Here is a 12,747-nt window from a genome sequence, read left to right on the forward strand (position 1 = left end):
AAAAGCATCACTTAATTAGTACGACTATGTTTGGTAATATGGCGGATATGATGGGGCTCATGGGCAAAATGAAAGACCTTCAGTCTCGCATGAAAGACGCGCAGGATTCATTGGTAACGCTGACCCAGGTTGCTGAGTCGGGCGGTGGAATGGTGAAAGCGACTGTAAACGGACAAAAAGCATTAATAAGCCTGGATATCGATAAAGATCTCGTTAATCCCGATGATAAAGAAATGTTGCAGGACCTGATTGTTGCCGCAGTCAATAAGGCATTGGATAACATTGAACCGAAAATCAAAGAGCACTTGCAAAAAGCTACGGACGGTGTACTTCCCAACATTCCCGGGCTTGATTTAGGAGGGTTTATGAAATAACCACTTCATCAATGGCTCCCACTGTTGCGATTGTCATCCTGAATTATAATGGCAGACACCATCTCGAACAATTCCTCCCCAACGTATTAAAATATTCCGAAGGCTATGCAATTTGGATAGCCGATAATGCATCCACAGATCATTCACTCGAATGGTTAAATGCGAACTATCCAACATTACACACGCTCACCATTTCCGAGAACAAAGGTTATGCCGGCGGTTATAATGATGCCTTAGGACGCATTGAAGCGGATTATTACATTCTGCTTAACTCCGACATTGAGGTTACAGAAAACTGGATAGAACCCGTGATCTCCTTCATGGACTCGGACGAAAGGATTGCCGCCTGCCAACCAAAAATACGCGCCTATGATCTTCCGACCCATTTTGAATACGCGGGTGCGGCCGGCGGATACATGGATTATCTGGGTTACCCGTTTTGCAGAGGACGGATTTTTGATACAAGGGAAGAGGATCTGGGTCAGTTTGATGACGAGCAGGATGTGTTCTGGGCAACGGGCGCTTGTCTTTTCGTGCGCGCCAATGCGTTTCATCGTGCGGGAGGTTTTGACGAGTCGTTTTTCGCGCATATGGAGGAAATTGACCTTTGCTGGCGCTTGCTGAACATGCAATACCGGATCACATATTGCGGTAAGTCAGTGGTTTATCACGTAGGAGGCGGCACATTGCATAAATCAAATCCAAGGAAAACGTTCCTTAATTACAGGAACAACCTGATCATGCTTTTTAAAAATCTGCCAAAAGGCAGGAGATGGAAAACGGTTTTTATCCGGTTGATATTGGACGGGATTTCAAGCGTTCGGTTTATGGCGACGGGTGCCTGGCCCGATGTTGTTGCCATTTTAAGAGCACACATTGCGTTTTATCTGATGATTCCGGCATTAATCAAGAAAACGAAACGGACATCAAATCGTGCTCCGCTATATTATAGAAGCATTGTTTGGGAGTATTTTGTGCTGGGAAAGCACCGGTTTAGTCAGTTGACCGGGATTAATCTTGATAAAATTACAGTTCCCAAATCGTAGGACTGTTGTGACGGCGCCAGTGTTTCTGCAACTCCATCCAGAAGGCAAGCACCAGATAAAGGATAATCGGCGAGCCGAAAGTCATGAATGTGGCATAAATAAAGTACAACCGGACGCTGCTAGCCGGGAAATTGAGCTTTTCGCCCAACTTTGCGCATACACCAAATATTTGGTCCTCAACGTAATAGCGTAGTCTGTTCATACCATTGTTTCAATAATTACTTCATAATTAAGGATTTTTAACCGCATATACAATTCGGTATTCAAATTACCCTAAAAACAAGGCGAATTGGCAAAATACCGCTAACTCGTAAATTTTCAAATTCTTTAATCAAATAAATTGTTTTCCAAACAATTTTTGTTTCTTTGTGATTCAAGATTTTGTAAGTTGTTCATTATAATCGGGATGTCTTGATGAAAAAATCCAAAGTTTCTTTTACCAATGCAGTGAGCCTCCCTCAATTATTTGGTTAAGCCCTTTGGACTTTTGATTGAAACGCTTACAATTGTCTTGTATTTTCACCTTATTTCAATTTTTTTATTCAACCATTATGCCAACAGGTACTGTAAAATTTTTCAATGAAGCTAAGGGATACGGCTTCATCGTTGAAGACGACACAAACAGAGACATCTTTGTCCATGTGACAGGATTGGGAGGACTTACTATCCGTGAAAATGACCAAGTAGAATACGAAGTCGTTGAAGGAAAAAAAGGACTAAACGCTGTGCAGGTAAAAAAGATATAATCGTATTTTTTTTGCAGGAATGAAAAATGCCACTCGTCAGGGTGGCATTTTTCATTTATTCTCTATTCGATCCAAGCCTTCACATCGTCCAGCAAAGGCATTTTTTCATCAATTTTGAGCTTTTTCCGCATGCCTCCCAGATCATTGAAGATCTTATTGGGGTTAGCCGCTTTCAGCTGCTCAATGGTAAGAATGTTCATTTTTTGTAATGCAGGAACCCAGGCCGCTGGGACCCCGGCATTGATATAATCCAGTTCCTTGGCAATTTCAACCCTGCGTTCCGGGCGCATTTGCGGGAAGAATATCACTTCCTGAATGCTGGAATTGTTGGTAAGCAACATCGTAAGCCTGTCGATCCCGATTCCGATGCCGGAACTTGGCGGCATTCCGTATTCGAGTGCCCTCAGGAAATCGTCATCCATTTCCATGGCCTCGTCATCGCCGCGTTCTTTCAATTTAAGCTGGTCCTCAAAACGCTCGCGCTGCTCCAATGGATCATTCAGCTCGGAATATGCATTAGCGATTTCCCTGCCGTTGACAAAAAGCTCGAAACGCTCCACCATGCCCGGTTTAGTGCGGTGCTTTTTAGTCAATGGTGACATTTCAACCGGATGATCGGTAATGAATGTAGGCTGGATAATGTTCGCTTCCACTTTTTCACCAAAGATCTCATCGATGAGCTTGCCTTTGCCCATGCTTTCGGTGACTTCCATTCCCCAAGCGCGGCATTGCTCGCGGATGCTGGTCTCGTCGAGCGCTTCAACATCGAGCCCGGTATATTGTTTGATGGCGTCGGTAATGCTCAATCTTGGATAAGGGCCGGCAAAATCCAGCTCAGTTTCTCCGAATATGACGGTGGTCTTTCCGTTCACTGCAAGCGCAACTTGTTCAAGCAATTGCTCGGTCATTTGCATCATCCACAGGTAATCTTTGTAGGCAACGTATAGCTCAACCGTGGTAAACTCAGGATTGTGCGTCCGGTCCATTCCTTCGTTACGGAACAGCTTTCCGAATTCATAAACACCTTCAAAACCACCCACTATAAGCCGTTTCAAATGCAATTCCGTCGCAATGCGAAGGAAGAGATCCATATCCAGCGAATTGTGATGTGTTTCAAACGGCCTCGCAGCAGCGCCTCCGTGAATGCTCTGCAAAACCGGCGTTTCCACTTCAAGCCAGCTTTTTGAATCAAAAAACGAGCGCATAGTCGTAATGATCCGGGCTCTTTTTATAAAAATTTCACGCACCTCCGGATTCACGATCAAATCCACGTAACGCTGGCGATAGCGTAATTCCGGATCGGTAAAACCATCGTAAATGTTGCCTTCTTCATCGCGTTTTACCACGGGAAGCGGGCGCAATGATTTATTTAAAAGCTTAAATTCCTGCACATGGACAGAGATCTCGCCGGTTTGTGTAGTAAATACAAATCCTTGAATACCAATGATATCCCCGATGTCCAGCAGCTTTTTGAAAACTGTATTATATAATGTTTTGTCTTCCCCTGGACAAAGATCGTCCCGGCGGAAATATAACTGCACACGTCCGGTGCTGTCCTGAAACTCGGCAAAAGCAGCGCTTCCCATAATCCGGAAACCCATGAGCCGGCCTGCCATTGTGACGTGCTTATAATCTATCTTATTGTTTTCGTAATTCTTGGTGATGTCTGCGGCATATGTATTCACCACAAATTCCTCGGCAGGATAAGGTTCTATGCCCATCCGCATTAATTCTTCGCGCTTCTGTCTGCGCAATATTTCCTGTTCGCTTAATAGCATTTTTGACAGTAATGGTTTGAAAACGACAACCTCAGTGTTCGAAAAGAGTCCGCAAAAGTACTATATTTTGCCGTGAATAACGAGGATGAAACCATTAACCTGCATTCGTTCGTTGTAAACGTATATGTGCTGGCACGCTATTAATAATTTCTATAATGCCGAATGTAGCTTTGATTATCAGGCCAGTCGGACATTAGTTGCGTTAAATCCCTCATTTCATGTTTGCAAGAATTTTAAAAATCTTTGGAATAATTGCCCTCTGTGCATTTTTTCTTTTCGGAGCAGTCGAAATATGGGTTTACAGAAACAGGGACAATATATTCAAGAAAACAAAGGAATTTGCAAACGAGAACCTGAATGGAAACCTTGAAATTGAGGACTTTAAGTTCAGGCCTTTCAGCGGATCTTTTGGTCTGAACTTCACATTAACCAACGTAAAGCTTACCGACAGCCTTTATCAGCGTCACCAGAAACCGTTTCTGGAAGCAGAGCAAATGCACATTGCGCTGGATCTTGCGGGCTTTTATAAGGGAAACATTAAAGTAAAAAACCTGATCCTTGAAAATGGGAAGATGAAATTGTTTGTCCAAAAGGATGGCTATTCCAATTTGAGCATTTTCAAAAAAGATTCGAAAGACAAGAAGAAAAAGGATTCCGACGGAAACGACGGGCTCCTGAAAAAGCTCGGCAATATGCGTTTCGTTAATTTCGCCGTCAGCTATTCCGACTCTGTCAAGCAAAAATATTACGGAGCCCTAATTCACGATGTGACCAACATTATAACCACAACGGATTCAACCACAAATGCCAGCCTGAATGGTTCAGTATTGTTTAATCAGCTGACTTTCAAGCCTAAAAAGGGTGGTTTTTTAATCAATCAGGAAACAAGGATTGGGCTTGCACTCGCATATGATGCAGATAAGCAGCTGCTAAAAATCTACCCTTCCGTTTTGGAAAGTGCTACCAATGATAAAATCGGGATCAACGGGGTTTTCGATTTTGCGGATTCTACCAAACAATTCACGCTCAACTTCGAGGCAAAGAAAATTGCCATCAAAAATGCACTCCCGCTTTTAAACAGAAAGATTAAAGAACAAATTGATTCTATCGGGATTCAAACGGAGGTGGATACGAAGGTGCGTGTGAATGGAAAAATCGCCAGTTTGGAGCAGCCCCATGTTGACGTATATTTCAAGACGGATACTTTTCAATACAACCTGCCGGTTGGGGTGTTAAGGGATATGCGCGCAGAAGGCAGTTTTACTAATCAGGCTGATACAACACAAATCCCCGGGCCGCTCAATTCGCGGGTAACCGCACCGGATGTTAAAGGAAAATTTGAGACAATCCCATTTCGGCTGGCCATTGCCATTACCAATTTCCGAAATCCAATCGCCAGGATCACCGGGAACGTGGATGCAGATTCTACAAACCTGGACCAGCTTCTGGACCCGGCCCGTTACCGGTTCAAAAATGGGACGGCTAAAATTGATTTCAATTTCGACGGCAGCCTTAAAAACTTTTACGATCCAGGCCGCGACCGCTTTAATGGCAAATTGAGCGGCAAGGTTTCGATCAACAACATTTCAATGGATTATCTGCCTCGGCAGGTGCATTTGAAAAAGATAAAAGGGGATTTTACATTCAACGAAAAAGCATTTGTATTCCCTGACCTCAGCTTGTCCGATGGTCAGAATATGCTCTATATCAGGGGGAAAGTGCTTGATTTGATTCCCTATCTTTTTGGGTCTCCCAAGCCGCTTAGGGCAAATGTGGACATTAACATTCCAAACTGGAAAATGAACTGGCTGGAAACGCTGCTTGCGCCCCGGCAAGTCGTGAAGAAGAAAAAGAAGAAGCTGAAACTGGTGGAATTGCTGGACGACGCCATTGACCAAATGCAAATTGTGGCCAAACTGGATGCTAAGAAGCTGAATTACAGGAATTTTAATGCCAGGGACGTGAAAGGGCAATTTACAATTAAAAACAATGCCGTTAGCATTGAGTATTTTGTCATGAAAGCGTTTGGCGGCGGGAATGTGCGCGTTTCCGGCGAGATGGATAATTCAGGAGCAAGCCAGTTGCCTCATATGGCGATGCGTGGCAAAATCGCGAATGCGGACGTGCATTCGGTTTTTTACTCGTTTGATGATTTTGGACAAAAAACCCTGACACATCAAAACTTGAAAGGAATTCTGAATACAGATTTTAGTTTTGAGTCACGGCTTAATAACAATGTCAGGTTAATTCCTTCCACAATGAAGGGCTTGTTACGCATCGACCTTACCAATGCTTACATTCTTAATTTTGAGCCATTCATGAAAATGAAAAAGCTCATTTTCAAGCGAAGGAATTTTGAACGCGTGAAATTTGCGCCTATTCGCAGCGATTTCAAGCTGAGTGGCCAGGAGATCGAGATCGCGCCCTTGGAAATCGAGTCTAATGTGGTAACGCTTTACATTGATGGCATTTACAGCTTTGGTAAGAAAACGGATATCAACATTCAGATCCCGCTGAGCAATCTCAAAAAACGGGATTCGACTTACGTGCTCGACCCAAATAATGAAGAGAAAAAGCAAGGCTCCAAGATTTTCCTAAGAGCAATCGATGAAAATGGTGAAGTAAATATTAAGCTCGCGTTCAGGAAGAAGAAAGAAAAGGATAAGGACAAAAAGGACGAGCCCGAGATTAACCCCGACCTCATTGAAAAATAAGGTTATTCCGCCTCGTTGCTGAACATATAACCCACACCTTTAAGGGTTTTAATGTAACGGTCGCCCAGTTTTTCACGCAGCTTTCTGATATGGACATCGACAGTTCGTTCCAGTACATAAATATCTGCACCCCAGATCTTTTGCAATAATTCGTCGCGGTTAAAGACTTTATTAGGCGTCTGCGCCAGAAAAAACAACAATTCAAATTCCTTTTTAGGCAGCACAACAGACTTTTCAGAACCTTGCGTAACCGTATAATTTTTCCGGTTAATGGTCAAATCCAAAATGTCTATTTGATCACCGGATTCCGCTTTCTGGGCTTCCCGGCGAAACAATGCATTAATGCGGCTCATTAGGGCCCGGGGCTTGATGGGCTTTGTAATGTAGTCGTCAGCGCCAACGTCAAACGCCGCAACCTCCGAATATTCCTCCGATCTTGCCGTTAAAAAAAGAATGTAAGTGTTTTTGATCTCCGGGTTACTCCGCAAAATGCGGCCCGTTTCAATGCCATCCAACTGCGGCATCATAATGTCCAGCAGGATCAGATCGGGAATAAATGTCTTGGCGATTTCGATCGCTTTCTTGCCGTTGGAAGCGGTGACCACCGAATAGCCTTCCTTAATTAAGTTATATTCCAGAAGTTCAACAATATCGGAGTCGTCGTCAACAACTAGGACTTTCGGGGCTGACGCGGCAGATTTAGCAATGCTCATGTTTTTCTTATTAAAACGCAGTTCGAAATTAGCAGATGTTATATTCAGATTACATGCTTTACAACATTGTTAACAGAAACATAATATCATTTATAAGTAATCCGGTAAATGTCGCCTTGCTCATTCGTTACGAGCATATCGGTATTATTCAAAAACAGGAGCGCCTCATTCTGCTTTTTTACAAAACGAAAACATCCAAGCGGTTTATTAAAATCAATGCTGCTGCCTTCCACGCCGAACAGCAGGACCTTACCATAAGTCAGTAAAGCGAAAGTCTTACCGTCTGGACTGATATCGGCCGCAGTGACTTGCGAATTAATGCGAATGCTGTCCATGGCAGTCAGGGTATAACTTCCCGGCGTTGCGGGAACGCGGTAGAGTTTAACATATTTGTTTTTATCCCAATTTTTAGAAAAGAGATAAAGGTTTTTTTGATGATAAAACACAGATTCACAATCGAATGCCGGCTTATCGTTTATCCTTGCCGCAGATTTCTGAGCCGCATAATGGAATGATATCTTTTCGGTAGCCTGCTGTTTTTCATTAAATCTATAAACGTCAAACTTCTCCCGTGGTGTCCCGTTATTTCCGAAATCACCAATATAGAAATTGCCTTCGCCATCTTTCGTCAGATCTTCCCAGTCTACGTTTTTTGCGTCAGGGACATTTTTTGTAGATATGAGTTTGCCGGAAAGGTCAAATTCGTAAAGCGCTGCGCTGCCACCGCTGTCATTATGCGTAATAAAAAGACCAGGCGCAGAGCCATTTGCCAAACCTGAACTTTCCGAAGCAACTGCGGGAAGCTTGCCTATTTTGCTAATTTTGTATTGAGAACGTACTTTCTTGAAATCGTTGATCTTATGATCGGGCTGGCAAGTACAGAACACAGTTTTGACAGCAAACCACAGATACATTAATTTATTCATGAATTCCTCTTTACGTCCTCTTCCAAACAAAGATAAAGAAACCCCCCTTTACCTGAAACTGGCAAGCATACTGGTTGCACTTATTGCGTTTGTTTATATCCTCTTCATTCTTCGGGAAACGATTATTCCCATCGCGTTTTCGATTTTGCTGGCCATTCTTCTACATCCTGTTTGTGCCTGGCTGGAAAGGCATCGTGTGCCGCGGATCGGGTCCATTCTGCTCAGCATTCTTGCCCTTTTTTTGGTGATCATCGTGCTTGTGTATGTGGTGTCTTTACAAATAGGCAGTTTCGCAGAAGAGCTTCCCAGGATCACTGAGAAAGCAGAAACGATTTTGGATCAAACACTTACCATGGGTGAGCGCTATCTCAACATTAGCCGCAGCCAGCAGGTCAGCGAAGGCAAAAAATACCTGATCAATGCTTTGAGTGAGGGTAGGGCTGTTTTGTTAAATACGCTTGTTACCACCACCGGCGCCATTTCAACATTTATTTTAATCCCGCTTTACATTTTCTTTTTTCTGCTTTACAGGGATTTTTTCAGGCGTTTTGTTCACAAAGCGATCACTAATGTGCCTAATGAATCGCTGAATGCGCTTTTGAAAAAAATCTATGAAGTGATTCAGAGTTACCTGTCAGGATTGTTCCTGGTAATTCTGATTGTGGGGGTTTTAAACAGCATCGGATTGCTGCTTTTAGGCATTCCGCACGCGATTTTCTTTGGTTTTCTGGCTGGGTTTCTAATTCTCATTCCATACATTGGAATCCTTATTGGCTCGGTTCTTCCGGCGCTTTTGGCCGTTGTAACGATGGATTCGCCCTGGTATGCCGTTGGTGTGATCGGGATTATGAGCTTTGTGCAGTTTTTGGAGGGCAATTTTATCACCCCCAATATTGTAGGTTCCAAAGTGAGCGTTAATCCGCTGGCCGCTATCGTTGCGCTGTTTTTAGGTGGTCAATTATGGGGATTGTCCGGTTTGATTTTAGCCTTGCCGGTAACTGCCATTCTGAAAGTGATTTTCGACACGATCCCAAGCATGGAGCCTTACGGATTTTTGCTCGGTGAGCCTGTGCATGAAGTGAAGGAAGATCAGAAAGAGGCCGTTATCGAGCAAACGATTGAAAAGGAATTTAAGAAAAAACCTTACCGCAGATATCGGAACAAACCCCGGAACCGCCCCGACGGCACAATTCCTCCGGCCGCTAATCCTGGAATATAAGATTTATTTTGCCACAACTTTTTCTACACTAATGCCCACGCTCATCACAAACGGGAGTGGGTTTTGCCGCATGGACTGCGTTAGTGTGAATGTATAAATGCCGGATTTTTGAAATCTGTAATCTTTAAGGAAAGGGATTTTATGGTCAAAAAGGTCTCCTAACCCGTTTCCATAGGGTTTTCCGGTAGTTTCGTTGGAGAGATAAACTTCTTCCAACGTGTTGGAAATCACTTTCTGATCCGGGGCGGCGAAATTCCTGGTCAGATACATGTTATAGTACGGATATTGCAGCGTGTTACGGAGCAGATAATACATGTTATAGGTCGCCGTTGTATCCGTTATCTCAACTTTAAATGTCGGTTTGTTTTTGATATACCAAAGGCCGTCATCAATGTCTTCGTGTGCTTTATAAACAACATTTTCGTCGCAGCCCGACAGGGCCAGGCTGAACGCAAGAATTGAGACAAACCAAAAAAACTTCATTCCGAACCGTTATCGTTTAATTGACAAAACTAACCATTTAAACCTAAACGCTGGATGTCGCCGAAAAGTAGCGATTGAGCCAGGAGTTTGATGCGGCGGTTTTCCAATGGTTCATCCATTGTGCTTTTGTCGTTACCTGATTATCAAAAATAATAGTCGAAGGCGTGAGGATTTCGTCTGTAACAGCCTGCTTAATGCTAGGCACAGGGACTGTATGGATCTGATTATCAGCACCCAGGTAAGCGATTGAACGATCAAAGAAATCAATTCCCATCGAATGGCCAACTGACTGTATCCAATGTACAGATTTATCAATCGAGCATCCGCTTGGCAACTCATCCTTTTCATCCACTGCAATGACTACAAACCGATGTTCAAACACTTTTCCGGACGCAGTAAGCGGTTTTCCGTGTGCTTCCCAGCCATCCAGTGACGCTTTCAAAGTTTCGGTCAAAATGCCAACTTCTGTGTCAGTAAGCAGACGGTCAGCCTGGTAAATCCATACTCTTGCTTGAAAATCGATATCGCTAAACGGAATGTACATAACTCAAATTATTTAAATAAAACCATCCTATAACAAAGCTGGGCAACATTATAACCCCTCGGCCTGCGCGATCAGTTCCGCGAGGTCATAAACTTTAACGGCACTTTCCTTCTCTTTATTTTTAACGCCATCCGTCATCATCACCATGCAAAACGGGCATGCAACTGCGATCGTGTCCGCCCCTGTCGCCAGGGCTTCTTCAATTCTTTCAATATTAATGTCCTTTTTGCCGGGCTCCGGCTCTTTGAACATTTGCCCGCCTCCCGCGCCGCAGCACAGTCCTTTCGTCCGGCATCTTTTCATTTCTACCAAATCAGCATCCAATGCTTCCAAAACATGCCTTGGCGCTTCATAGATGTTGTTTGCACGTCCGAGATAGCAAGAATCGTGAAATGTAATCTTCTTGCCTTTAAACGTTTCTCCACCCTCAATCCTTACGCGGCCCTCATCTATCAGCTGCTGCAAAAAAGTGGAATGATGGATCACCTCATAATGGCCGCCCAGCTGCGGATATTCGTTTTTTAATGTGTTAAAACAATGCGGACAAGCCGTTACGATCTTTTTAATCCCATACATATCCAGCACCTGAATGTTGGACATCGCAAGCATCTGGAATGTAAATTCGTTGCCCGCGCGCCGCGCCGGATCGCCTGTACAGCTTTCCTCCGTGCCCAATACAGCAAATTTTACGCCAGCCTTATTCAATATTTTCACAAAAGCCACCGTCACCTTTTTGTAGCGATCGTCGAACGAGCCTGCGCAGCCCACCCAGAACAAAACCTCGGGAGCTTCATTATTAGCCGCCATTTCGGCCATTGTTGGCACTTTATATGTCAGTTCGCTCATTTATTCTTTCGGTTCAAGGCCAGCAGCCCAGTTAAAACGGTCGCCCGGCGAGAATTTCCACGGCGCCTGGTTGGTGTCCAGGTTTTGGAACATCATATTCCAGCTCGCCGGCGCCTGCGATTCGTCCATGATCTTATGCCTGCGCAGTTGCAAAATAATGTCCAGCGGGTTAATTAGCACCGGGCATTCCTGCACACACGCATTGCAAGTCGTACAAGCATTTATTTCTTCTTCCAAAATATAATCCCCGATCAGACTTTTCCCGTCCTCAACAAACTTGCCGCCGTTGGCCAACATATTCCTGCCCACGTCTTCCAGCCTGTCGCGCGTGTCCATCATAATCTTCCTCGGAGACAGTTTTTTGCCAGTCATGTTAGCAGGACAAGCCGCCGTGCATCGCCCGCATTCCGTGCATGAGTAGGCGTCCATGAGATTTTTCCAGGACAAATCCTGCACATCTTTGGCACCAAACCGGTCCGGAATGACCGTTGCTTCGCCCGTCTGGGCCGTTTCAATTCCCAGCATTGATTTCACTTCCGCTGTGATTTCCGGCATATTATTCATTTTTCCTTTGGGCATCAGCCGGGAAAAATAGGTGTTCGGAAAAGCCAGAACAATGTGTAAATGCTTGGAATATGTCAGATAGATGGCAAAAACAAAGATCCCGATAATGTGAAACCACCACGCCACCCGCTCGAAAATAACGAGCGTTTCTTCATTCAATCCTGTAAATAATGGTTTTAGAAATTGACTAAAAAAGAAGTCGCCCGTTTGCCTGTAGTGCGGACTTCCCAGATCCTGTAAAACCAGGTCCGCCGCATTCATTGTCAGGATCGCAATCATCAGCACGATTTCAAAAACCAATATCAGCTTCCCATCCAATGCAGGCCAGCCATTCATTTCACGATGCCGAACCGGCTGTAATCTTTCGACTTTCGTAACCGTCCGCCGCAGCAGAAAAATAATGCACGCTACCAAAACCCCAACCGCAAGCAATTCAAAAAAGCCGATCAATGTGGCATAAAAACTCCCCAAAAACGGGGCAAAAAGGCGATGCGTGCCTAAAATGCCATCCAGCACAATTTCCAGCACTTCAACATTAATGAGAATAAATCCAATGTAAACCGCAAAATGCAGCACACCAATTAGCGGCCTGTCAAACATTTTTTTCTGGCCAAAAGCAATGCGCAACATCATCGAAAACCGTTCGCCAGGATTATCCGAGCGGTCCTCCGACTTGCCAAGCAGGATCGTCGACCGGATCAGGCTGACCCGCCGATAACCCAGCCAGGCTACTGTTCCCAAGACAGCTATGAATAAAATTTGCTGAAATATCGCCATTGTTACAAATCGTTTAG

Annotated in this window: 13 protein-coding genes; 5 read left to right on the forward strand and 8 right to left on the reverse strand. The window is 44.2% G+C overall.

The annotated features are described in order from the left end of the window. Positions 1-26: 26 nt before the first annotated feature. Both L0659_RS15895 and L0659_RS15900 read left to right on the forward strand, forming a co-directional pair. Positions 27-374: a YbaB/EbfC family nucleoid-associated protein gene (locus L0659_RS15895; protein ID WP_235127542.1), complete on the forward strand. Its 348-nt coding sequence runs from the start codon at positions 27-29 to the stop codon at positions 372-374. An 11-nt stretch (positions 375-385) separates the two neighbouring features. Then, the gene (locus L0659_RS15900) at positions 386-1,420 is read left to right on the forward strand and encodes a glycosyltransferase family 2 protein (RefSeq protein ID WP_235127545.1); all 1,035 of its coding nucleotides are present in this window, start codon (positions 386-388) and stop codon (positions 1,418-1,420) included. On the opposite strand, the gene L0659_RS15905 is transcribed toward L0659_RS15900, so the two are convergent. Further along, positions 1,401-1,622 (reverse strand): PspC domain-containing protein, encoded by a 222-nt coding sequence (locus L0659_RS15905; protein WP_235127550.1) that lies wholly within the window; start codon positions 1,620-1,622, stop codon positions 1,401-1,403. The two genes, L0659_RS15900 and L0659_RS15905, sit on opposite strands and share 20 nt — an antisense overlap. Before the next feature lie 349 nt (positions 1,623-1,971). Here L0659_RS15905 and L0659_RS15910 point away from each other — a divergent pair, with 349 nt between their 5' ends. Further along, positions 1,972-2,166: a cold-shock protein gene (locus tag L0659_RS15910; protein WP_026629450.1), complete on the forward strand. Its 195-nt coding sequence runs from the start codon at positions 1,972-1,974 to the stop codon at positions 2,164-2,166. Between the two features lie 62 nt (positions 2,167-2,228). Here the strand turns inward: L0659_RS15910 and lysS are convergent, their stop codons facing one another. After that, the gene (gene lysS / locus L0659_RS15915) at positions 2,229-3,944 is read right to left on the reverse strand and encodes a lysine--tRNA ligase (protein WP_235127551.1); all 1,716 of its coding nucleotides are present in this window, start codon (positions 3,942-3,944) and stop codon (positions 2,229-2,231) included. 218 nt (positions 3,945-4,162) lie between these two features. Here lysS and L0659_RS15920 point away from each other — a divergent pair, with 218 nt between their 5' ends. Further along, the gene (locus L0659_RS15920) at positions 4,163-6,658 is read left to right on the forward strand and encodes an AsmA-like C-terminal region-containing protein (protein WP_235127552.1); all 2,496 of its coding nucleotides are present in this window, start codon (positions 4,163-4,165) and stop codon (positions 6,656-6,658) included. Positions 6,659-6,660: 2 nt separating this feature from the next. On the opposite strand, the gene L0659_RS15925 is transcribed toward L0659_RS15920, so the two are convergent. Both L0659_RS15925 and L0659_RS15930 read right to left on the reverse strand, forming a co-directional pair. Beyond that, complete coding sequence (locus tag L0659_RS15925) at positions 6,661-7,371, reverse strand: response regulator transcription factor (RefSeq protein ID WP_235127553.1); 711 nt, start codon at positions 7,369-7,371, stop codon at positions 6,661-6,663. 86 nt (positions 7,372-7,457) lie between these two features. Next, positions 7,458-8,297 carry a hypothetical protein gene (locus L0659_RS15930; RefSeq protein ID WP_235127554.1) on the reverse strand — a complete coding sequence of 280 codons (840 nt, stop codon included), beginning with the start codon at positions 8,295-8,297 and terminating at the stop codon, positions 7,458-7,460. On the opposite strand from L0659_RS15930, the gene L0659_RS15935 reads away from it, so the two are divergent. Beyond that, positions 8,296-9,516: an AI-2E family transporter gene (locus L0659_RS15935; RefSeq protein ID WP_235127558.1), complete on the forward strand. Its 1,221-nt coding sequence runs from the start codon at positions 8,296-8,298 to the stop codon at positions 9,514-9,516. The genes L0659_RS15930 and L0659_RS15935 overlap by 2 nt on opposite strands. 3 nt (positions 9,517-9,519) lie before the next feature. On the opposite strand, the gene L0659_RS15940 is transcribed toward L0659_RS15935, so the two are convergent. The 4 genes from L0659_RS15940 to L0659_RS15955 are packed head-to-tail and all read right to left on the reverse strand — an operon-like array spanning position 9,520 to position 12,730. Further along, the gene (locus L0659_RS15940; protein WP_235127560.1) at positions 9,520-9,999 is read right to left on the reverse strand and encodes a gliding motility lipoprotein GldH; all 480 of its coding nucleotides are present in this window, start codon (positions 9,997-9,999) and stop codon (positions 9,520-9,522) included. Between the two features lie 43 nt (positions 10,000-10,042). Then, on the reverse strand, positions 10,043-10,543 hold the full coding sequence (locus tag L0659_RS15945; protein ID WP_235127563.1) for a hypothetical protein: 501 nt from the start codon (positions 10,541-10,543) through the stop codon (positions 10,043-10,045). A gap of 48 nt (positions 10,544-10,591) precedes the next feature. Continuing rightward, positions 10,592-11,389, reverse strand: a complete 798-nt coding sequence (locus tag L0659_RS15950) for a (Fe-S)-binding protein (protein WP_235127565.1) — start codon at positions 11,387-11,389, stop codon at positions 10,592-10,594. Further along, the gene (locus L0659_RS15955) at positions 11,390-12,730 is read right to left on the reverse strand and encodes a (Fe-S)-binding protein (RefSeq protein ID WP_235127568.1); all 1,341 of its coding nucleotides are present in this window, start codon (positions 12,728-12,730) and stop codon (positions 11,390-11,392) included. Positions 12,731-12,747: the final 17 nt, after the last annotated feature.

Source organism: Dyadobacter sp. CY347 (assembly GCF_021502655.1).
Taxonomy (GTDB): domain Bacteria; phylum Bacteroidota; class Bacteroidia; order Cytophagales; family Spirosomataceae; genus Dyadobacter.